Consider the following 21,692-nt stretch of genomic DNA (forward strand, 5'->3'; position numbering starts at 1 on the left):
CTGCGCGAGCACCTCAGGATGAGGTTCTTCTTAAAAGCACAACCTCATCCTGAGGTGCCCGGCATAGCCGGGCCTCGAAGGATGCTCGCTTGACCTAAGGTCGTCACGCCGCTACCCGCAATCAGCCCGAGCAACCTACGGTTCATCCATGCCGACGACGCCCCGCGCCTTCATCACCGGCTGCGCCGGCCCGGTCCTCACTCCTGAGGAAGAGCGCTTCTTCGCGGAGAGCGATCCGTGGGGGCTGATCGTGTTCCGCCGCAATATCGAGACGCCGGGGCAGGTGAGGGCGCTGGTCGCCGCCTTCCGTTCCATCGTCGGGCGCGCTGACGCGCCGGTGCTGGTCGACCAGGAGGGTGGACGCGTGCAGCGGCTGGCGCCGCCGCATTGGCCGGCCTATCCGCCGGCTGCGGGGTTCGCTGCCATAGCGGAGGCCGGCGACATGGCGGGCGCCAAGGCGACGGCCAAGCTCGGCGCGCGGCTGATGGCGGACGATCTCGCGAGCCTCGGCATCAATGTCGATTGCGTGCCGTGCGCCGACCTGCGCCTGCCGGAAGGTCACGGCATCATCGGCGACCGCGCCTATGGCGACACCCCGGCACAAGTGGCGAGCCTCGCCCGCGCTGCCGCGGAAGGTCTGATCGAGGGCGGCGTGCTTCCGGTGCTCAAGCATATCCCCGGCCATGGCCGCGCCCGCGCCGACAGCCATGAGAGCCTGCCGGTCGTCGAGACCTCGCGCAAGGAATTGGAGGCGACCGACTTCGCGCCGTTCCGCCTGCTCGCCGACCTGCCGCTCGGCATGACCGCGCACGTCGTCTATTCCGCGATCGACACGGAGAACCCTGCGACCACTTCGAAGCGGGTGATCGAGGAGATCATTCGCGGCCATATCGGCTTCGATGGTGCACTGATGAGCGACGATCTCTCAATGGGTGCGCTCTCCGGCACGCTGGCGAGCCGGACCGAAGCCGCCTTCATCGCGGGCTGCGATCTCGCGCTCCATTGCAACGGCAAGATGGAGGAGATGGTGCAGGTGGCGTCCCAGACGCCGCAGCTTTCCGGCGAGGCGGCGCGGCGTTGTGCGGCGGCGCTCGACCGGCTCCGCAGCCCCGGCGCCTTCGAGGTTTCGCAGGCGCGCGCGCAATTTTCCGCTATGATCGCGGCGACGTGAACAGGACGCTGCCGGTATAGATGGAGCAGAACGAATTCGCCTTCGAAACGGCTGAGCGCGGCGCGAGCGAGCCCGCGCTCGTCGTCGATGTCGACGGCTTCGAAGGTCCGCTCGACCTGCTGCTGGCGCTCGCCCGCACCCAGAAGGTGGATCTCCACCGCATCTCCATTCTCCAGCTTGCCGAGCAGTACCTCACCTTCGTCGAGGAAGCGCGCAAGGTGCGCCTCGAGCTCGCCGCCGATTATCTGGTCATGGCGGCGTGGCTCGCGTTTCTGAAGTCGCGCCTGCTACTGCCGGAGCCGCCAAAGGAGGATGGGCCGAGCGCCGCCGAGTTGGCCGCCGATCTCGCCGAGCGGCTGCGCCGGCTGGAGCGTATTCGCAGCGCCGCCGCGCATCTCGCTACCCGTGACCGGATGGGGCAGGACGTGTTCCCGCGCGGCCATGCCGAGCCGCTGCACAGCGCAGGGGCCGTGGTCTATGAGGCGGGCCTCTATGACCTGCTCGCTGCCTATGGCGCGCATCGGCAAAGGATTGCGCTCTCCCAGGTGCGCTTCGCGCCCCGTCACGTGCTCTCGCTGGCGGACGCCCGCGAGCGGCTGGAGCGGCTGATCGGCCGGCTGCCGCCGGGTGGCGACTGGGCGCGGCTCGACGGCTTCCTGCTCAACTGGATGGCCGATCCGAAGATGCGCGCCACCGCGCTCGCCTCAGGCTTCTCCGCGACCCTTGAGATGGTGCGCGAGGGGATGATCGAGCTGCAGCAGGATGGCGCCTTCGCGCCAATCTGGATCCGACCGCTCGGTTCCGGTGACGAGGACGGGGCATGAACATGCAGCCCGTCCGCGAGCGCACCGAGGAGCCCCGTCGCGCACCGGCCCTGCGCCTGCTGGAGGCCATGCTGTTCGCCGCGGGCGAGCCGCTGGACGAGGCGACGCTGCTGGCGCGCCTGCCGGAGGGCGCCGACCTGCCAGCCCTGCTCGCCGAGCTTGCCACCGAGTATGCGCCGCGCGGCGTGAACCTCACGCGTGTTGCCGGCAAATGGATGTTCCGCACCGCGCCGGATCTCGGCTTCCTGCTCGCCCGCGACAAGCCGGAGCCGCGCAAGCTCTCCCGCGCGGCGCTGGAGACGCTGGCCATCATTGCCTATCACCAGCCGGCCACCCGTGCCGAGATCGAGGAGATACGCGGCGTCGCCGCCAACAAGGGCACGCTCGACGTGCTGCTGGAGGCCGGCTGGATCCGCATGCGCGGGCGCCGCCGCAGCCCCGGGCGGCCGGTCACCTACGGCACGGCCGAGGGGTTTCTCGTGCATTTCGGCCTCGATTCGATCCAGGATCTGCCGGGCATCGAAGAGTTGAAGGGCACCGGCCTAATCGACGCGCGGGTGCCGGCGGGCTTGACGGTGCCCATACCCAATGACGATGTGACGCTCCAGGATGACGAGGACCCCCTCGAGCCTGACGTGATCGACCTCGGTCTGGTGCCGCGCGCGGTGCCGGAGGACGACGAGGACTGAGCATGTTCCGCAAAAGTTGAATGACTTTTGCGATCAGAACCTGCTCCAGCCCATTGAAACTAGAGCATCTGCCTGCCGTTTCGATGGAACGACAGGCAGATGCTCGAGCCGCCGACGCGGCACCCGCACTGGAGCCGCCTATGTCTGCCGCCACCGCCCGCACCCCGGTCTCGCTCGCCAGCCGCCTCACCATCGATGATGTGCGCCACAGCTACGGCACGGTGGAAGCGGTGCGCGGCGTCTCGTTGACGGTGGAGCCGGGCGAGATCGTCTGCCTGCTCGGCCACTCCGGCTGCGGCAAGACCACGCTGCTGCGCCTCGTCGCCGGTATCGAGCGCCCCACCGGCGGGCGCATCGCCCTCGACCGCATGGTGGTCGCCGGACCCGACGCGTTCGTGCCGCCGGAGAAGCGCAATATCGGCCTGGTGTTCCAGGATTATGCGCTGTTCCCGCATCTCACCAATCTGGAGAACGTCACTTTCGGCCTGCGCAGCCTCAGCCGCGCCCAGGCAGAGGACGAGGCGCGCCGGGCGCTCGCCCGCGTGCGGCTGGAACGCTATGCCGAGGAGTATCCCCACGCGCTCTCCGGCGGCGAGCAGCAGCGCGTTGCGCTGGCCCGCGCGCTGGTGCCGCGGCCGGGCATATTGCTGATGGACGAGCCGTTCTCGGGCCTCGACCGGCGGCTGCGCGACACGGTGCGCACCGAGACGCTGAACGTGCTGCGGGAGGCCCGCGCCACCTGCATCATCGTCACCCATGATCCGGAGGAGGCGATGCGGCTCGGTGATCGCATCGCGCTGATGCGCGGCGGACGCCTCGCCCAGGTTGGTACGCCGGAGGAACTCTATCGCACGCCGTCCGATCTCGCGACCGCGCGCTTTTTCTGCGAGATCAACGAGATCGCGGGGAAGGTCGCGGCCGGGCGGCTCGAGACGCCGTTCGGCAGCTTCGCTGCCAGCGGGCTGGGCGAGGGAGCGGCCGCCGTTGCCGCCATCCGCCCGCAGGGCGTGGAATTGCGTGCGCCGGGCTCCGGGCGTGCGGGGCGCATCGTCGCACACCGTTTCCTCGGGGAACTTGACCTCTACGAGATCGCCGTCGATGGGCTGGACGAGCCGCTGGTATCAAGGCGCCGCGCTACCGCCGGACTCGCGCGTGGCCATGATGTGGGCGTGCACATAGACCCGGCAGAGGTCCTTGTTTTCGCCGCGGGAGAGGCGGGAGCCGGATGACGCTACGCGAAACGTGAAGGGTTTCCGCGAAGCGCCTGAATCTGCCTCCCTTTAAAATGCTAGAGGACAATTTACGTTTGTGGGGAAAGCGATGGCGCTTCCCTGAAAAACGATCGTGCTCTAGTGTCCCAACTGATTTCAGGTACGCCGCCGCAAGGGGCCGGCCGCATACCGTAGAGGAGTAATGTTATGGGTGGTTTGAGCATCTGGCACTGGATCATCGTGCTGGTGGTCGTGCTCCTGCTGTTCGGCCGTGGCAAGCTGTCCGAGCTGATGGGTGACGCTGCCAAGGGCATCAAGGCGTTCAAGAAGGGCATGGCGGACGACGAGGACACGGCGGCGACCAAGCCGGCCGAGCCGACGCGCACCATCGACCATCAGCCCGGCGTCGAAGCCGAGCGCAGCAAGGTCGGCTGATCCGATCCTCGGCCCGAACGGAACGGGGAGGGGCCGCGCCGCGCGGCCCCAGCATGATCTATGTTTGATATCGGCTGGTCCGAGCTTCTCGTCATCGGCATCGTCGCGCTCGTCGTTATCGGGCCGAAGGAGCTGCCGGGAGTCCTGCGCACTGTCGGGCAGATGGTGGGCAAGCTGCGCCGTATGGCAGGCGAATTCCAGGGACAATTCCAGGAAGCGCTGCGCGAGGCCGAACTTGACGGCCTGAAGAAGAGCTTCACCGACTTCACCGAAGACGCGAACAAGAGCATTGCCGGCGCGCTGCCGAGCAATCCGCTGCTTGACCTCGAGAATGAGGTGAAAGCCGCCAAGGACGCTATCGAGGGCCGCAAGGGCGAGCCGGCGACCAAGATCGAGGACGCCGCTGCCCAGGCGACCGGCATCGATCCGGCGACCGCCGCCGTCGAGGCGCAGTTGCCAAAGCCGGAAGAGCCGCCGCCGCTGGAGCCCTATGCGTTCGAGGACATCGTTTCGGGCGGGGCGAAACCCGAAGCGCTGCCAGCGGCCACGACAACGCCGGTCGAAGCCAGGCCGCTGGATTCCAAACTTGATGACGTGAAGCCCGCGACCGTCGAACCGGATGCCGCCGCGGCGCGGGTGGCCATCGAGGGTGCGCCGGCCGATCTGTTTGCCGACGATCTGCCCGCGGCAGTGCCTGCCAAGCCAAAGCGCAAGCCCCGCGTGGCGACGGCGCCGGCCGAGCCGGAGCTGAGCGAGGCGGTCGCGGCGCTGGACGACACCGCGAGCACGGCGGAGAAGCCGAAGCGCAAGCCGCGGGCGCGGGTCAAGACGCCGACTACCGAGACATCAACCGACACGACAACGACTGCCGGCGATGAAGGGCCGGACGCAGCATGAGCCAGGAAGATATCGATGCCTCGAAGGCACCGCTGATCGAGCATCTGATCGAGCTGCGCTCGCGGCTCATCAAGTCGCTCATCGCTTTCTTCGTGGCCTTCTTCGCCTGCTTCATGCTGGGCAAGGTGATCTACAACATCCTGCTGTGGCCGTATGAGTTCGCAGCCGGCGGCACCGAGCACGTGAAGCTCATCTACACCGCGCCGCAGGAATTCCTGTTCACCCAGATCAAGCTCGGCATGTTCGGCGCTGCCTTCATCTCCTTTCCGGTGGTGGCGACGCAGATCTACATGTTCGTGGCGCCGGGCCTCTACAAGCACGAGCGCGGTGCCTTCCGGCCGTATCTGATCGCGACGCCGGTATGCTTTCTGCTGGGGGCATCGTTCGTCTATTTCGTCGCCATGCCGCTGGCGATGACCTATTTCCTCTCCATGCAGCAGGCGGCCGGGCCGGGCTCGGCGGAAATCTCCATGCTGCCGCAGGTGAGCGAATATCTCTCGCTGATCATGACGCTGATCTTCGCCTTCGGCATCTGCTTCCAGCTGCCGGTGATCCTGACGCTGCTGGCGCAGATCGGGCTGGTGACCTCCGAGCAGCTCAAGAAAGCCCGCCGCTATGCCATCGTCGGCGTGTTCATTGCCGCGGCGGTGCTCACGCCACCTGACGTCATCAGCCAGCTCGCACTCGCCATCCCGACCTTGCTTCTCTATGAGGTCTCGGTCTACCTCGTGCGCATCGTCGAGCGCAGGCGCGCGGCGGCAGAGAATGGCGAGGCGTCGAGCCCCGCCGCATAAACGGGATCGAGGCTAAGGCGAGACGTCCATGCACGACATCAAATGGATCCGCGAGGAGCCGCAGGGGCTCGTGCGCGCACTGGTTCGGCGCGGGACGGACGCTTCCGAAGCGCAGGCGCTGGTGGACGCTCTGGTCTCGCTGGACGAGCGCCGCCGGGCCGGCATCGTGAAACTGGAAGAGCTGCAGGCTCGCCGCAATGCCGCCTCCAGGGAGATCGGCGCCGCCAAGAAGGCGAAGGACGAGGCGACGGCCGAAGCGCTGATGGCCGAGGTCGCGAGCCTCAAGGACGGCATCCCGGCGCTCGAAGCCGAGGTGAAGGCGGTCGAGGCCGAGTTGCACGACACGCTCGCCGGCATTCCCAACGTCCCGCTCGATGACGTGCCGGATGGCAAGGACGAGAGCGAGAACGTCTCCTACGAACTTGTGCCGCGGCCCGATCTGCCTTCCGGTGATGTTCCGGTGCCGATGTGGCGTGGCGTGATGGACGACACGCCGGACGCCTATCTGTTCAAGCCCGAACAGCACTTCGAGATCGGCGAAGCGCTGGGGATGATGGATTTCGAGGCGGCGGCCAAGCTCTCCGGCGCTCGCTTCGTGGTGCTGCGGGGCCAGCTTGCGCGGCTGGAGCGCGCCATCGGCCAGTTCTTCCTCGACACCCACACGAGCGAGCACGGCTACACCGAAGTGTCGCCGCCGCTGCTGGTGAAGGACGAGGTGATGTTCGGCACGGCGCAACTGCCGAAGTTCCGCGACGACCAGTTCCGCGCTGGCGATGACTATTGGCTCATCCCCACCGCCGAGGTTCCGCTCACCAATCTCGTGCGCGAATCGATCCTCTCGGAGGAAGAGCTGCCGCTGCGGCTCACCGCGCTCACGCCGTGCTTCCGCGCCGAGGCGGGCGCGGCAGGGCGCGATACCCGCGGCATGATCCGGCAGCACCAGTTCTCCAAGGTCGAGCTGGTCTCCATCACCACGCCCGAGCAGTCGGCGTTCGAGCATGAGCGCATGCTGGCCTGCGCGCAGGCGGTGCTGAAGAAGCTTGGCCTGCATTTCCGGGTGCAGACGCTGTGCACCGGCGACATGGGCTTCGCCTCGGCCAAGACCCACGACATCGAGGTGTGGTTGCCGGGGCAGAAAGCCTATCGCGAGATCTCCTCCTGCTCGACCTGCACCGACTTCCAGGCGCGGCGCATGAATGCGCGCTACCGCCCGAAAGAGGGCAAGCAGCCGCGCTTCGTGCACACGCTGAACGGCTCTGGCGTCGCCGTCGGCCGCGCCATGGTGGCGATCCTCGAGACCTACCAGAATGCCGACGGCTCCGTCGCAATTCCGGAGGCTTTGAAGCCTTATATGGGTGGGCTGAACCGGATCGAGAAAATCGGCTGATGCGCATCCTTGTCACCAATGACGACGGTATTCACGCGCCCGGCCTCGAGGCTTGCGCGCGCATCGCGCGCTCGCTCTCGGACGATGTGTGGGTGGTGGCGCCGGAGTTCGACCAGTCCGGCGTCTCGCATTCGCTGTCGCTGTCCGACCCGCTGCGGCTGCGCCAGGTCGAGGAGCGGCGCTTCGCGGTGAAGGGCACGCCGACCGACTGCGTGATCATGGCGGTGCGGCACATCATGACCGATGTGCGGCCCGACCTGGTGCTGTCCGGCGTCAATCGCGGGCAGAACGTCGCCGAGGACGTCGGCTATTCCGGCACGGTCGCCGGCGCCATCGAAGGCACGGTGCTCGGCATCCCCTCCATGGCGCTGTCGCAGGCCTACGGGCTGGAGACCAGGAGCGCCCCGCCCTACACCGTCGCCGAGCATTTCGGCCCCGGCGTGATCCGCACCTTGCTGGAGGAGGGGCTGCCGCCCGGCATCCTGGTCAATATCAACTTCCCCAACCGGCCGGTCGACCAGGTCGCCGGCGTTGCGGTGACCGCGCAGGGCACGCGCAACCAGGACCTGTTGCGCATCGACCAGCGCAATGACGGGCGCGGCAATCCCTATTACTGGATCGCCTTCGAGAAGCGTCGGTTCGAGACGGTGAACGGCTCCGACCTGCATGCCCTCGACCAGGGCCGCATCTCTGTGACACCGCTACGGCTCGACATGACCGACGAGCCGATGATGACGAAGCTGGCCCAGCGCTTCGGAAGGTAGCGCTTGGCTTGAGCCTCCTTCGAGGCTCGGACATTGCCCGAGCACCTCCTACGTCGTCCTGAGGTGCGAGCGTCAGCGAGCCTCGAAGGATGTTGCAGCAGAGCACCTCTATTCGCTGGCATCGCCGGCCGCAGAGATTAACTATAAGGCCGATCCGTAATGCGAGTGACCTTCGTGCCCGATCCCGAGGCGGACGATGCGCTGGAGCGTGCCGAGCTGTTGCTGACGTTGCGCAAGCGCGGCATACGCGATCCGCTGCTGATGCGCGCCTTTGAACAGGTGCCGCGCGAACGCTTCGTCGATCCTGCCTGCCGCTCGCTGGCCTGGGTCGACCAGGCGCTACCGATCTCCTGCGGCCAGACCATCAGCCAGCCGGCGGTGGTGGCGCTGATGACCGAGGCGCTCGACCTCAAGCCGTCGCATTCAGTGCTGGAGATCGGTACCGGCAGCGGCTACCACGCCGCCATCCTCGGCCAGATCGCCGAGCGGGTTGTGACGCTGGAGCGCTTCCGCACCCTGGCGCAGGCTGCGGCGGAGCGGCTGAGGCGGCTCGGCTATACCAATATCGAGGTGGTCGTGGCCGATGGCTCGGCCGGCTACGCGCCGCGCGCGCCCTATGACCGGATCATCATCACGGCCGCAGTGAATGAGGTGCCGCCCGCGCTGTTCGACCAGTTGCGGCAGGGTGGGGTGCTGGTCGCCCCGGTGGGTCCGCCACAGGACACGCAGATGCTCACCCGCTTCGCGCTCACCGCCGACGGCATCGTCAAGCGCGAGATGGTGCCGGTGCGCTTCGTGCCGCTGCTGAAGGGCGTGGCGCAGGTGCTGTGAGGGCAGGGCGCTCGGTTTGAGCATCCTTCGAGGTTCGCTTCGCTCACGCCTCAGGATGACGTGGTTTTTAGAGCGACCTCATCCTGAGGTGCCGGCCAACGGCCGGCCTCGAAGGATGCTGAAGCCGAGCGACCCGCCTCCGTCGACTCACGTCGCGACTGTGTCTTTTTCGCAACCGTCAATCCGCAAGTCGCCGCGAATCCGCCCGAATCTTTTCCCGCCGCTGCGTCGTTTAAACCCGTGTTTACCTATACGCCCCCTTAATGCGGACGTGTGTAGCGTTCGGGTGTGGTGCGATGCGTAGCTTTCCAATGTCGGGTTCGGCGCCCTTGGTGCGGCTTGCCGCAGTAGCCCTTCTGGCCGGTACGGCCGCCGCGTGCAGCGCCGATACCAACCGGTTCAGTGATCCCAATTCCAACCCGTTCGCCGCCAGCGACCGCATGGCTCCGGCCTATACCGGCTCGGTGGGCTCGGCGCCGACCGCGGCGGTGCAGAGCGCGCCGATGAGCGCTCCGGGCGGCTACCAGCCGGCTCCGTCCTACGGCGCGCCGGCGCAGATCTCTCCGCAGGGCGGCCAGCCGTATGGCGGCTCGCCCTATGGCGCGGCAGCCCCGGCGGCTCCGGCTTCCTACGCTTCCAATCCGCCGCCGGCGGCGCAGCCGATCTACGGCGCCCGCCCGCAGACCTTGTCTGCGCCCCATGCATCCGCCGCCCCCGCGCGGACGCCCGTGGCCTCGGCCGGCGGCGGCACTCATGTGGTGACGTCCGGCGAGAGCCTGACCTCCATCGCCCGTCTCTATGGCGTGCCGCGCACGACGCTCGCCCAGACCAACAAGATGGACGTCAACGGCTCGGTCCGCATCGGCCAGCGCATCACCATCCCGGGTTCCGGCTCGCTGGCGGCGAATGCTGCCAAGCCGGCAGCAACGACGGCTGCTCCTGCCGCGCACGTGGCTGCCAAGCCTGCCACGACCGCTCCGGTGGTGGCTGCAGCTCCGGCCAAGCCGAAGCCGGGCGACAACAAGGCGGTGGGGCAGGTCGCAGCGGCCGGCGCCGCCGACAAGAATGCCCAGCTCATCGCCGCGGTGAAGCCGGCGGAGCCCGCCGAAGACGCGGTGAAGGATGACGACAAGCAGGCCGGCATGCAGTTCCGCTGGCCGGTGCGTGGTCGCATCATCTCCGGCTTCGGCCCGAAGCCGGGCGGCCAGCAGAATGAAGGCATCAATGTCTCGGTGCCGGAAGGCACGTCGGTCAAGGCCGCCGAGGACGGCGTCGTCGCCTATGCCGGCAATGAGCTGAAGGGCTACGGCAATCTCGTGCTCATCAAGCACGCCGACGGCTGGGTGACGGCTTATGCCCACAACAGCGAGATCGACGTGAAGAAGGGCGAGACGGTGAAGCGCGGCCAAACCATCGCCAAGGCCGGCCAGACCGGCTCGGTGACCTCGCCGCAGGTGCATTTCGAGATCCGCAAGGGCTCGCAGCCGGTCGATCCGAGCTCCCACCTCGCCGGGCTCTGAGCCGAACGAGGATTAAAAAAGAAAGGGCTCGGAACACCGAGCCCTTTTTCGTCAGTGCCTTGTGGCGCTGGCGAGTGGACACCGGCGCGACGTCTGGACCTTGGCGCCGGTCACTGCGGGGCGGCCGGCTTCTCCGTCAGGGCCACGCCGAGCCGCCCCGCCACATCCTGCACATATTGGAACGCGGTGCGGCCCGAGCGCGCGCCACGCGTGGTCGCCCATTCCAGCGCCTCGCGGCGCAGTTCGTCGGCATCGATCCGGATGCCGAAATGCGCGATATAGCCGTTCACCATCGCCAGATATTCGTCCTGGCTGCATTTGTGGAAGCCGAGCCACAGGCCGAAACGATCTGAAAGGGAGACCTTTTCCTCCACCGCTTCGCCGGGATTGATGGCGGTCGAGCGCTCATTTTCCATCATGTCGCGCGGCAGCAAATGCCGGCGGTTCGACGTGGCGTAGAAGATGACGTTCTCCGGCCGCCCTTCGATGCCGCCTTCCAGCACCGCCTTCAGCGACTTGTAGGAGGTGTCGTCGGCGTCGAAGGAGAGGTCGTCGCAGAACACGATGAAGCGGAAGGCCGAAGGGCGCATCAGCGCCATCAGGGCCGGCAGGGTCTCGATGTCCTCGCGGTGGATTTCCACCAGCTTGAGCGGTGCCTTGCCGTCCTTGCCGAGGTCGGCGTTGACCGCCGCATGGGCGGCCTTGACCAGCGAGCTCTTGCCCATGCCGCGCGCGCCCCACAGTAGGGCGTTGTTGGCGGGCAGGCCGCGGGCGAAGCGGGTGGTGTTGTCCACCAGCACGTCGCGGGTGCGGTCGATGCCCTTCAACAGCTCCATGTCGACCCGGTTGACCTTCGCTACCGGCTCCGGGCGGCCGGAATCGGCGTGCCAGACAAACGCATCGGCGGCGGCTAAGTCGACATTCGCCGCGCGCGGCGGGGCGAGACGGTCGAGCGCGTCGGCGATACGGACGAGCAGAAGGCTGAGATCGGCGGCATCCGGGGAAGCGGTGGTCATGTGAGGCTCCTTGCCGGCCGGGAGATACCGGGCGCGGCGTTTGCCTGCAAGTGAAGGCGCCATCTTCCGTAACGTGATCTGTCCGGCTTTATCTGCGTTTGCAAACCGCAGGCGCGTCAGTATAGTCCGCGCCGCTTCGCCGGGCGGTTCGCGCCCGTCACGTATTTCGACGGACAAGGGACTTCCATGTTCATTACGCCCGCCTATGCGCAGGCCGCCGGCCCGGACGCCACCAGTTTCATCACGTCCATCATTCCCTTCGTGCTGATCTTCGTGATCATGTATTTCCTGATCCTGCGTCCGCAGCAGCGCAAGGTGAAGGCGCACGGGGAGATGGTGAAGGGGGTCCGCCGCGGCGACACCGTCGTCACCTCGGGTGGCCTCATCGGCAAGGTGTCGCGCGTCATCGACGACAATGAGATCGAACTTCAGCTCGCGGACAATGTGAAGATCCGCCAGCTCCGTTCGATGATCTCGGACGTGCGCGCCAAGGGTGAGCCGGCCAAGGACGAAGGCGCGGCCTGACGCATTGGCGGCGCCTGAGAGCATATTCCGCAAAAGTTGAATGACCCTTGCGACAAGAATATGCTCTAGCTTATTGAATCTAGAGCACTTTCTTATCGTTCGGATTGCCATCCGAACGATAAGGGCAAAAGCGCCGCCCCGGAAAGACGTACATGCTTTATTTTTCCCGATGGAAGGCTCTGGCGATCGCCGCGGTTTGCGCGATCATCTGCCTCATGGCGGTGCCGAGCCTGCTGGCGCCCGCGCATTTTGCCGAGCTGCCGGGCTTCCTGCAGCGCAAGATCGTGCTCGGTCTCGATCTCCAGGGCGGCTCCTACATCGTGCTGCAGGTCAGCGCCGACGATGTGCGCAAAGGCCGGCTGGAGACGCTTCGCGACGACGCCCGCCGTCTGCTGCGCGATGCCCGCGTCGGCTATAGCGGCCTCGCCATCCAGGGCAATGCGGTGGTGGTGACGATCCGCGACGGCCAGGATTCCTCGGCCGCCTTCACCAAGCTGCGCGAACTGGCGCAGCCGATCGGTGGGGTGATGTCCGGTGCCGGGCAGCTCGACACCGACGTCACCCAGAGCGGCAACACCATCACGCTGGCGCCGACCTCTGCCGGTGTCCAGTCGCGCACCATCCAGGCGGTGTCGCAGTCGATCGAGATCATTCGCAAGCGTATCGACCAGCTCGGCACCACCGAGCCCTCGATCCAGCGCCAGGGCGCTGACCGCATCCAGGTGCAGGTGCCGGGCTTGCAGGACCCCTCGCGCCTGAAGGCGCTGCTCGGCCAGACCGCGCAACTCGCCTTCCGCATGGTCGACAGCACCATGAGCGCGCAGCAGGCGCAGCAGACGCGCCCGCCTGCTGGTTCCGAAGTGCTGATGTCGCAGGACAATCCGCCGACGCCCTATCTGATCGAGCAGCGCGTGCTGGTCGCAGGCCAGGATCTCGTCGATGCCCAGCCCGGCTTCGATTCCAACACCCGCGAGCCGGTCGTCAATTTCCGCTTCAACACCAATGGCGCACGTCGCTTTGCCGAGGCGACGCAGGCCAATGTCGGGCGGCCCTTCGCGATCGTGCTCGACAACCATGTGATCTCGGCGCCGGTGATCCGCGAGCCGATCACCGGCGGCTCCGGCCAGATCAGCGGCAATTTCACTGTGCAGCAGGCCAACGACCTCGCCATCCTGCTGCGCGCCGGTGCCTTGCCGGTGCCGCTGCAGGTGGTGGAAGAGCGCACCGTCGGTCCCGGCCTCGGTGCCGATTCGATCGCGGCGGGCATGCTGGCTTCCTATGTCGGCGCCGCCCTGGTCGCCGCCTTCATGATCGCCACCTACGGCCTGTTCGGCGTCATTGCGGTGTTCGCGGTGGCGGTGAACGTCGGCATGATCCTCGGCCTGCTCGCCATGCTCGGCGCCACGCTCACCTTGCCCGGCATCGCCGGCATCGTGCTCACCGTCGGCATCGCGGTGGATTCGAACGTGCTGATCTATGAGCGCATCCGCGAGGAAGCCCGTGCCGGACGCTCGGCGATCTCTGCCATCGACCACGGCTTCACCCGGGCGCTGGCCACCATCCTCGATTCGAACATCACCACCTTCATCGCGGCGGCGGTGCTGTTCTATATCGGCTCGGGTCCGGTGCGCGGCTTCGCCATCACCTTCGGCATCGGCATCATCACCACGGTGTTCACTGCCTTCACGCTGACGCGCCTCATGGTCGCGATGTGGGTGCGCTGGAAGCGCCCGCAGCACGTACCGATCTGACAAGGGCGGAGAGAAAAATGCGCTTGCTCCGCATCGTACCGGACGACACAAATTTCGACTTCATGCGCTTCCGGCGCATCTCGTTTCCGATCTCGGCGGTGCTTTCCATCGTCGCGCTGGTCGCCTTCCTGACGTTCGGCCTGAATTTCGGCATCGATTTCAAGGGCGGCACGCTGCTCGAGGTGCGCTGGCCGAACAACACGCTGAACATCTCCGATGTCCGCTCCAAGCTCGAGAACCTGAACCTCGGCGAGGTACAGATCCAGGAGATCGGCAATGACGGCGAGGTGCTGATCCGCGTCGCCCAGCAGCCCGGCGGCGAGCAGGCGCAGCAGGCCGTGGTCGGCAAGGTGCGCGCCACGCTCGGCGACCAGGTGGAGTATCGCCGCGTCGAGGTGGTGGGGCCGCGCGTCTCGCAGGAGCTGCTCAGCTACGGCATCATCGGCCTGATGCTCGCCGTGGTGGCGATCCTGATCTATCTGTGGTTCCGCTTCGAATGGCAGTTCGCGCTCGGCGCCTCGATCGCCAACTTCCACGATATCGTGCTGACCATCGGCTTCATGTCGATCTTCCAGATCGACTTCGACCTGACCAGCGTCGCCGCGCTATTGACCATCCTCGGCTACTCGCTGAACGACACCATCGTCATCTATGACCGCATCCGCGAAATGTTGCGGCGCTACAAGAAGATGCCGACGGACGAGCTGCTGAACCATTCGGTGAACTCGACGCTGTCGCGCTCGGTCATCACCCATGTCACCGTCACGCTGGCGCTGCTTGCCCTGGTGCTGTTCGGCGGGCGGGCGATCCACTCCTTCTCGGTGGTCATGATGTTCGGCGTGGTGCTGGTCGGCACCTACACCTCCATCTTCATCGCCTCGCCGCTTCTGATCTATCTCGGCGTGACGACGCGCACGATGGAGGCCAAGGCCGACGTGAAGGGGCCGAACCCCAAGGCGGAGCGGGCGACGACCTGATCGCCCGAATTCCCATGGCCACTCCTGACGCCCATCTGCCGCGACAGGTGCCGATCGAAGGCTATGGCCACGGCTTCTTCCATTTCGCCGGTATGGCCTCGGAAGGTTCGATCCTCGCGCTGCCCTCCGGCATCCATGGCTGGGCGCCCCGCACCACGGCGGAGATCGACGCTGCCGCGCTTTCCCTGGTGTTCGCAGAGGCGAGGGCGCTGGAACTGCTGATTATCGGCACCGGCACCGACCCCTGGGCGATCTCCGACGCCCTGCGCTGGCGACTGCGCGATGCCGGCCTCTCCGTCGACGCCATGCCGACCCGTGCCGCCGCCTCGACCTACAATGTGCTGCTGGGCGAGGGCCGGCTGGTGGCGGCGGCGCTGCTGGCATTGCCGTAGCAGTGACGTGGCATCGCTTGAGTATCCTTCGAGGCTCGCCTTTGGCTCGCACCTCAGGATGACGTTGCTTATAGAACCACGTCATCCTGAGGTGCTCGCGCAGCGAGCCTCGAAGGATGCTGAAGCCGAACACGATTCAACGGACCCATGACCGATCCCACCGCCATCGCGCACGTCACCGAGCTGGTCCGCACGCTCGATCGCGACCGCTATGTCGCCGACCTGTTCGCCCCGGCGGAGCGGCGCGACGCGTTGTTCGCGCTGCATGCGTTCAACATCGAAGTGTCGCGGGTACGCGAAGCCATCACCAATCCGATGGCCGGCGAGGTGCGCCTGCAATGGTGGAGCGACGCGCTGATCGGCGAGGCGCGCGGCGACGTTGCTGCCAATCCGGTGGCGGCGGCGCTGCTCGATGCCATCACCACCTATCATTTGCCGAAAGAGGCGCTGTTCGCACTGGTCGATGCCCGCATCTTCGATCTCTATGACGATCCGATGCCGAACGTGAACGATCTCGAAGGCTATGCCGGCGAGACCTCCTCAGCTCTCATCCGGCTGGCAACGCTGGTGCTGACCGGCGCCACCGACAAGGCCTCCGCCGAGGCGGCCGGCCATGCCGGCGTCGCCTATGCGGTGACCGGCCTGCTGCGCGCCTTCCCGCTGCATGCAAGGCGCGGCCAATGCTTCGTGCCGCTGGATCTGCTGAAAGCCCATGGCGTCGGCCGGGAGGAGGCGGTGTCCGGCACCGTCACGCCGGGCCTGCGCGCCGCGCTTGCCGACATGCTCAACCTGGCTCGCCGGCATTATGAGCAGGCGCAGGCGGCGCTGCGCGGGGTGGCACGCGAGAACCTGCCGGCCTTCCTGCCGCTCGCTCTGGTACCGGGCGATCTCGCGCGCATGGAGCGGCGCGAGCATGATCCCTTCGTCGCGGTGCCCTCGCTGCCGCCGCTGGCGCGGCTGTGGCGGCTGTGGCGGGCGTCGCGGAGTATCTGAGCCGGCCCTCAAAAGACGCTCGCCTAAGTGGCGGATTTGCGACATTCTCGTGAAGCCAGCAACGGGGGGCCGTGTCATGGCGATACCGGATGGATGGGTACAAGCCGCCGTCGCGATCACGCCGGGATTCGAGGTGAAGGGGGATCCTTATCTCGGGGTCTCGGGCGACTTCGACGGCATGGGGATCTCCTGCGGCGCGCTGCAATGGAATATCGGGCAGAACTCGCTGCAGCCCATGGTGAAGGCCGCCGGCAAGACGGCGGTGCTCGGCGCCATGCCCACTTTCGGTGCTGCGATGTGGGAGGCGTGCAATTCCCCGATCTCGCGCGGCCTCTCCATCGTGCGCAGCTGGCAGAACGGTTCGGCGCTGAAGCCCAAGGCCAAGGCGGAACTGCGCGCGCTCATGGACACCGCCAAGATGCGCGCCCAGCAGGACGCCAAGATTGGCCGAGTGGCGCAGACCGCGATGGATCAGGCCAAGGCCTGGAACAAGAATGTCGAGCCCGGCAAACGGCTGTTCTGCTGGTTCTTCGATCTGGTGACGCAGAATGGCGGACTCGACGGGCTATCCCGCAAGGAAGTGACCGATTTCATCGCGGCGACCGGGCCGCAGCGCACCGACGACCTGATCTGCGACTTCCTGAAATCCCAGCGGGGCAATAGCGGCCATGTGCGCGACGCCCGCAAAAATGCCGACGCCTGGCGCAACAAGGCGGACGGCGACAAGCTGGAGATCCTCGCCATGAGCTATCTGCGCTCCAAGACCGCTTCGAGCGCCTGGCGCCATGTCGTGCTCAATCGAAAAGGCACGATCGCCATGGGCGACGGCTGGGTGAATTCCGGCGCGTGGGACTTTTCGCGCTTCGGCTTGTAAAAGCGCACCGTCAGATCCCGCGCCGCAGGCGGTCGGTGAGGTTCAGCCGTCCGCGCACAATCGGCTCCAGCGCCGCGGCCTCGGCGTCGGACTTCGGCAAGAGCGCCATCTGATCGATCTGGTTGAGCGCGACGAGGCGCAGCAAGTCGTCGCGCACGGTGCCGTCCGCACTGCGTGGCAGGGCGGCGACGACCTGGATGTGCTCGGGCGGAAGCTGGCCGGGCAGTCGACCCGCCACATGAGCGTGCAGCGCCTCGGCGGTGACCGCCGGGTCCGCCTCCACGAAGGCATAGAGGCCGAAACTGCCGCCGGCGGTGGGGAAATCGGTGATGTGCACGTCCCGTACGCCCGCGAACCCGGCGATCTCGGGGGCGATGCGCGGGCCTTCCTGCATGGCGCGCGGGCCGCGGCCCTCGGTGTCCTGATAGGACAGCAGGCGGCGGGTGACGAAGATGTAGAGCTTCTTGCCGGTCGCCATCCACACCCGGTTGAAGACGCTCTTGCGGGCGAGAATCCTCTTCTCGCGCGGCGTCAGCGCCTCGGGGCAATAGCTGCGCTTGTGCTTGAGGAGGTGGCGGATGTCTTCATAGGCGGCGATGCGGAACAGCTTCGAGCGGCCCCGGAAGCAGACCGCGAGCTGGAAATCCATCAGCACCGCCGAGCCGTCCGCCGCGCGCAGCCAGTTCTGCTGCTTGGCGAGGTCGTTATGGGCGATGTTGCGGCGGTGCACTTCGCGCAGGCCCGCCCGCGCCGAGCGGAACCAGGCCAGGTCGCCATGGGGACGGGCCAGCTGCAGCGGCACCCCGTCGACGAAGCCGCGGACCAGATAGCCTTCGGCCAGTTCATAGACCGGCACGGTGTGGCCGGACCCCTCGGCGCGGCGCAACGCCCTGGCCTCGCGCCGGGCGAAGCTGCGGGCGAGCGGCTTCACCCACCATTTCACGTCGTCATAGCGCCGGCGCACCGCCGGATGCTCACCCGTGGCATCGCGCCAGATGCCGCGCTCGATGGTGCTGAAGATGTCGCGCTTCAGCACCGAATCCAGGATGAACGCACCTGATGTCACGCGGCGGCCTCGTGCGGAACGCCGGCGATATTGGTCGCATAGGCATCCATATCGCGCAGCGCGCGGCGCGCCATTTCCTGCTTCTTGGCGACCGTCTTGGAGTTGCCGCGCAGGCGATTGCCTTCGGCATCGCGGGTCGGCACCGCGTCGAGCGGCGGGAACAGGCCGAAATTGATGTTCATGGGCTGGAAGGAACGCGGACCCGCTTCCACAGTCTCGATATGTCCACCGGTGATGTGGCCGAGCAGTGCGCCATGCGCTGTGGTCGATGGCGGCGGAGTGAGCGCCTCGCCGCGACGCTCGGCAGCGGCGAACAGGCCGGCGAGCAGGCCCATCGACGCACTCTCCACATAGCCCTCGCAGCCGGTGATCTGGCCGGCGAAGCGCAGTCGCGGCTCGGCTTTCAGGCGCAGAGTGCCGTCGAGCAGCTTCGGCGAATTGAGATAAGTGTTGCGGTGCAGGCCGCCTAGCCGGGCGAACTCGGCATTCTCCAGTCCCGGGATCATGCGGAAAATGCGCACCTGTTCGGCATGGCGGGCCTTGGTCTGGAAGCCGACAATGTTGAACAGCGTGCCCAGCGCGTTGTCCTGCCGTAGCTGGACGATGGCGTGCGACTTCACGTCCGGCGAGCGCGGATTGGTCAGGCCGACCGGCTTCATCGGGCCGTAGCGCAGCGTCTCGGGCCCGCGCGAGGCCATCACCTCGATCGGCAGGCAGCCGTCGAAATAAGGCGTGGCGGCTTCGAATTCGCGGAACGGCACGGTGTCGCTGGCGATCAGGGCGGCAACGAAGGCCTCGTACTGCGCCTTGTCCATCGGGCAATTGATGTAGTCGGCGCCGGTGCCGCCCGGTCCCGGCTTGTCGTAGCGCGACTGGAACCAGGCGATGTCCATATTGATCGAATCGAAATGCACGATCGGCGCGATGGCATCGAAAAAGGCGAGCGCGGTCTCATCGGTGCGGGCGCGGACGGCCTCGGCGAGCGCGGGCGAGGTGAGGGGGCCGGTGGCCACGATCACGCTGTCCCAGTCCTCCGGCGGCAGGCCGGCGACCTCGCCGCGGGCGATCTCGATCAGCGGGGAAGCTTCGAGCGCGGCGGTCACCGCCTGCGAGAAGCCGTCGCGATCCACGGCCAATGCGCCACCGGCGGGCAATTGGTGGCGATCGGCGCAGCTCATGATCAGGGAGCCGAGCCGGCGCATCTCGGCGTGCAGCACGCCGACTGCATTCGACGTCGAATCATCGGAGCGGAAGGAATTGGAGCAGACCAACTCGGCGAGCCCGTCGGTCTTGTGGGCGTCGGTGCCGCGTTCGGGCCGCATCTCGTGCAGCACCACAGGCACGCTGCGCCGGGCGAGCTGCCAGGCCGCTTCCGAGCCCGCAAGCCCCCCACCGATCACATGAACCGGGCGCATCGTTGCTGTCATTCCGCTCCGTCCGAATATTGGAGGGGCCTGTTAGCACGGAATGAAGCCGGCCAAAACAAAACGGCCCCGGAAAGCCGGGGCCGTTTTGGTCTTATTTGCAGGTCCGTTCAGGCCGCGGAAGCGGCGGCCCGGCGGGCGACGTTGGCGATCTCGCTGCGCGACACGTTGATGTCGGCCAGCGTGCGATCGTCCAGCACCGAAAGCTCGATCATCGTGCGGCGGTAAGCCTGCCAGCGACGGATCTGCTTGGCGATAAAGCCGAAGAGCAGCATGGTTCATTCTCCTATCAGACAGCGGGGGTGACGGCCGGTTCGGCTGCACACTCGCTAAGCATGTTGCTGCCTATATATTCGACACCCTGCTCATCCGGTAGCTGGCATGTGGCATTCCAGCCCTGCATGCTGCGCATGCGAAGTTCATATTCCATTCACTTTCTGAGACGTTTGCCACGGTCCGGCCGCATCCAGGATGGTGCGCTGCGGAAGATATTTCCGGTTTGCCGTCATTCCGGTCCAATGGCCGTCATCCCGGACGGCCGCAGGCCGATCCGGGATCGTGGGCAGGACTGGGTGCCTCTCGTCGCACAATCCCGGTTCTCCGGTTTCGCCTCCGGCGGGATGACGTCGATAGCGATGTCGAGGATACAAATGGTGATGGCGTCGAAAGCGCGCTACGCCGCTGCCAGCGCCTGCTCCAGGTCGGCGATGATGTCCGCCACATCCTCCAGCCCGACCGAGAGCCGCACCACGTCCGGCCCGGCGCCGGCGAGCGTCTTCTGCTCGTCGGAAAGCTGGCGGTGCGTGGTCGAGGCCGGGTGGATGATCAGCGAGCGGGTGTCTCCGATATTAGCGAGGTGGGAGAACAGCTTGACGTTCGACACCACCGCCACGCCGGCCTCATAGCCGCCGGCCAGACCAAAGGTGAAGACGCCGCCGGCGCCCTTCGGCGCATAGCGCTTGGCGAGGTTGTGGTACCGGTCGCCGGCAAGGCCCGGATAGCTCACCCAGTCCACTTTCGGATGCGCCGCCAGATATTCGGCAACCGCCAGCGCATTGTCGCAATGGCGCTGGATGCGCAGCGGCAGCGTCTCGATGCCGGTGAGAATCAGGAAGGCGTTGAAGGGCGCGAGCGCCGGCCCGAGATCGCGCAGTCCGAGCACGCGGGCAGCAATGGCGAAGGCGAAATTGCCGAAGGTCTCGCCAAGCACGACGCCCTGATACTCGGGGCGCGGCTGTGACAGGAACGGATAGCGGCCATCGCGCATCCAGTTGAAGGTGCCGCAATCGACGATCACGCCGCCGATGGAATTGCCGTGGCCGCCAAGATACTTGGTCGCTGAATGGATGATGATGTCAGCGCCGTGCTCGATCGGGCGCATGAGGTAGGGCGTCGCCAGCGTGTTGTCGACGATAAGCGGCACGCCGGCGCGCTTCGCCACCTTCGAGATCGCGGCGATGTCGGTGACGATGCCGCCCGGATTGGCGATCGATTCGACGAAGATCGCCTTGGTGCGCGGCGAGACGGCGCGCTCGAAGGAGGCAATGTCGTCGGAATCGGCCCACACCACATTCCAGCCGAAGCTCTTGAAGGCGTGGTTGAACTGGTTGATCGAGCCGCCATAGAGCGTGCGCGCGGCAATGAATTCGTCGCCCGGTGCCAGCAGGGTCTGGAAGGTGATGAGCTGCGCGGCATGGCCGGAGCCGACGGCGAGCGCCGCGGTGCCGCCTTCCAGCGCGGCGACGCGCTCCTCCAGCACGCCATTGGTCGGGTTGCCGATGCGGCTGTAGATATTGCCGAACGCCTGCAGCCCGAACAGTGCCGCGGCATGGTCGACATCGTCGAACACAAAGGAGGTGGTCTGGTAGATCGGTGTCACCCGGGCCTTGGTGGTCGGGTCGGGCTGCGCGCCGGCATGGATGGCGAGCGTGGCAAAGCCGGGGGTATGGGCGTCGGCGCTGTCGGTCATAGGCGTCTCCTGTGGCGTTTCGCAGGCCCTCGGCGCCAGTGTCGCGCGCCGGCCGGAAAAAACGCAATATCGTTGTGTGAGAGAAATTAATCGCGTGATTTGTGCGTGGAATTAGTTGCCGCGGTCATTTGTCCGCCGTCGGCGGTGTCTCCAGTCAGGCCCGCCGGCACGCTATCCGTGCA

Annotated in this window: 21 protein-coding genes and 1 pseudogene; 17 read left to right on the forward strand and 5 right to left on the reverse strand. The window is 66.6% G+C overall.

The features are described 5' to 3' along the window. Nucleotides 1-148 precede the first annotated feature (148 nt). The 11 genes and pseudogenes from nagZ to G3545_RS02090 all read left to right on the forward strand — a co-directional run bounded on the left by nagZ (nucleotide 149) and on the right by G3545_RS02090 (nucleotide 10,523). Nucleotides 149-1,171: a beta-N-acetylhexosaminidase gene (gene nagZ, locus G3545_RS02040; protein WP_170009378.1), complete on the forward strand. Its 1,023-nt coding sequence runs from the start codon at nucleotides 149-151 to the stop codon at nucleotides 1,169-1,171. A gap of 20 nt (nucleotides 1,172-1,191) precedes the next feature. Further along, on the forward strand, nucleotides 1,192-1,995 hold the full coding sequence (locus G3545_RS02045) for a ScpA family protein (protein ID WP_170009380.1): 804 nt from the start codon (nucleotides 1,192-1,194) through the stop codon (nucleotides 1,993-1,995). Next, complete coding sequence (gene scpB / locus G3545_RS02050) at nucleotides 1,992-2,684, forward strand: SMC-Scp complex subunit ScpB (protein WP_246702653.1); 693 nt, start codon at nucleotides 1,992-1,994, stop codon at nucleotides 2,682-2,684. Before G3545_RS02045 ends, scpB begins: the two co-directional genes overlap by 4 nt. A gap of 140 nt (nucleotides 2,685-2,824) precedes the next feature. Then, on the forward strand, nucleotides 2,825-3,913 hold the full coding sequence (locus G3545_RS02055) for an ABC transporter ATP-binding protein (protein WP_170009382.1): 1,089 nt from the start codon (nucleotides 2,825-2,827) through the stop codon (nucleotides 3,911-3,913). A gap of 189 nt (nucleotides 3,914-4,102) precedes the next feature. After that, the gene (locus G3545_RS02060; RefSeq protein WP_170009384.1) at nucleotides 4,103-4,330 is read left to right on the forward strand and encodes a twin-arginine translocase TatA/TatE family subunit; all 228 of its coding nucleotides are present in this window, start codon (nucleotides 4,103-4,105) and stop codon (nucleotides 4,328-4,330) included. A gap of 60 nt (nucleotides 4,331-4,390) precedes the next feature. Beyond that, nucleotides 4,391-4,696 (forward strand): annotated as a pseudogene (gene tatB, locus G3545_RS02065) (Sec-independent protein translocase protein TatB); the annotation flags it as partial. A gap of 527 nt (nucleotides 4,697-5,223) precedes the next feature. After that, nucleotides 5,224-6,021: a twin-arginine translocase subunit TatC gene (gene tatC, locus G3545_RS02070; protein WP_170009386.1), complete on the forward strand. Its 798-nt coding sequence runs from the start codon at nucleotides 5,224-5,226 to the stop codon at nucleotides 6,019-6,021. Nucleotides 6,022-6,049: 28 nt separating this feature from the next. Next, nucleotides 6,050-7,408 (forward strand): serine--tRNA ligase, encoded by a 1,359-nt coding sequence (gene serS / locus G3545_RS02075; RefSeq protein ID WP_170009388.1) that lies wholly within the window; start codon nucleotides 6,050-6,052, stop codon nucleotides 7,406-7,408. Further along, entirely contained in the window at nucleotides 7,408-8,172 is a 765-nt protein-coding gene (gene surE / locus G3545_RS02080; RefSeq protein WP_170009390.1) for a 5'/3'-nucleotidase SurE, read from the forward strand. Before serS ends, surE begins: the two co-directional genes overlap by 1 nt. A 159-nt stretch (nucleotides 8,173-8,331) precedes the next feature. After that, entirely contained in the window at nucleotides 8,332-9,003 is a 672-nt protein-coding gene (locus G3545_RS02085) for a protein-L-isoaspartate(D-aspartate) O-methyltransferase (RefSeq protein ID WP_170009392.1), read from the forward strand. Between the two features lie 296 nt (nucleotides 9,004-9,299). Beyond that, nucleotides 9,300-10,523, forward strand: coding sequence for a M23 family metallopeptidase (locus G3545_RS02090; RefSeq protein ID WP_246702654.1), 1,224 nt, complete (start codon nucleotides 9,300-9,302; stop codon nucleotides 10,521-10,523). A 110-nt stretch (nucleotides 10,524-10,633) separates the two neighbouring features. Here G3545_RS02090 and G3545_RS02095 read toward each other — a convergent pair whose 3' ends face one another. Next, complete coding sequence (locus G3545_RS02095; RefSeq protein ID WP_170009394.1) at nucleotides 10,634-11,539, reverse strand: ATP-binding protein; 906 nt, start codon at nucleotides 11,537-11,539, stop codon at nucleotides 10,634-10,636. A gap of 186 nt (nucleotides 11,540-11,725) precedes the next feature. On the opposite strand from G3545_RS02095, the gene yajC reads away from it, so the two are divergent. From yajC to G3545_RS02125, 6 genes are all read left to right on the forward strand, one after another. After that, a complete protein-coding gene (gene yajC, locus G3545_RS02100; RefSeq protein ID WP_170009396.1) occupies nucleotides 11,726-12,064 on the forward strand; it encodes a preprotein translocase subunit YajC in 339 nt (112 codons plus the stop codon). 152 nt (nucleotides 12,065-12,216) lie between these two features. Then, nucleotides 12,217-13,815, forward strand: a complete 1,599-nt coding sequence (secD, locus tag G3545_RS02105) for a protein translocase subunit SecD (protein ID WP_170009398.1) — start codon at nucleotides 12,217-12,219, stop codon at nucleotides 13,813-13,815. Between the two features lie 17 nt (nucleotides 13,816-13,832). Further along, a complete protein-coding gene (gene secF / locus G3545_RS02110) occupies nucleotides 13,833-14,792 on the forward strand; it encodes a protein translocase subunit SecF (RefSeq protein WP_170009400.1) in 960 nt (319 codons plus the stop codon). A gap of 14 nt (nucleotides 14,793-14,806) precedes the next feature. Beyond that, the gene (locus G3545_RS02115; protein ID WP_170009402.1) at nucleotides 14,807-15,184 is read left to right on the forward strand and encodes an Mth938-like domain-containing protein; all 378 of its coding nucleotides are present in this window, start codon (nucleotides 14,807-14,809) and stop codon (nucleotides 15,182-15,184) included. 147 nt (nucleotides 15,185-15,331) lie between these two features. After that, nucleotides 15,332-16,177 (forward strand): phytoene/squalene synthase family protein, encoded by an 846-nt coding sequence (locus G3545_RS02120; protein WP_170009404.1) that lies wholly within the window; start codon nucleotides 15,332-15,334, stop codon nucleotides 16,175-16,177. Between the two features lie 76 nt (nucleotides 16,178-16,253). Beyond that, complete coding sequence (locus G3545_RS02125; RefSeq protein ID WP_170009406.1) at nucleotides 16,254-17,051, forward strand: peptidoglycan-binding domain 1 protein; 798 nt, start codon at nucleotides 16,254-16,256, stop codon at nucleotides 17,049-17,051. A 10-nt stretch (nucleotides 17,052-17,061) separates the two neighbouring features. Here G3545_RS02125 and G3545_RS02130 read toward each other — a convergent pair whose 3' ends face one another. From G3545_RS02130 to G3545_RS02145, 4 genes are all read right to left on the reverse strand, one after another. Then, nucleotides 17,062-18,117: a serine/threonine protein kinase gene (locus G3545_RS02130; protein WP_170009408.1), complete on the reverse strand. Its 1,056-nt coding sequence runs from the start codon at nucleotides 18,115-18,117 to the stop codon at nucleotides 17,062-17,064. Then, nucleotides 18,114-19,544, reverse strand: a complete 1,431-nt coding sequence (gene trmFO, locus G3545_RS02135) for a methylenetetrahydrofolate--tRNA-(uracil(54)-C(5))-methyltransferase (FADH(2)-oxidizing) TrmFO (protein ID WP_170009410.1) — start codon at nucleotides 19,542-19,544, stop codon at nucleotides 18,114-18,116. Before trmFO ends, G3545_RS02130 begins: the two co-directional genes overlap by 4 nt. A 107-nt stretch (nucleotides 19,545-19,651) precedes the next feature. After that, entirely contained in the window at nucleotides 19,652-19,816 is a 165-nt protein-coding gene (locus G3545_RS02140) for a DUF1127 domain-containing protein (RefSeq protein WP_170009412.1), read from the reverse strand. A gap of 398 nt (nucleotides 19,817-20,214) precedes the next feature. Beyond that, nucleotides 20,215-21,510, reverse strand: coding sequence for an O-acetylhomoserine aminocarboxypropyltransferase (locus G3545_RS02145; RefSeq protein ID WP_170009414.1), 1,296 nt, complete (start codon nucleotides 21,508-21,510; stop codon nucleotides 20,215-20,217). Between the last annotated feature and the right edge of the window lie 182 nt (nucleotides 21,511-21,692).

Origin of the sequence: Starkeya sp. ORNL1, assembly GCF_012971745.1 — a bacterium.
In the GTDB taxonomy this organism is placed as follows: Bacteria; Pseudomonadota; Alphaproteobacteria; order Rhizobiales; family Xanthobacteraceae; genus Ancylobacter.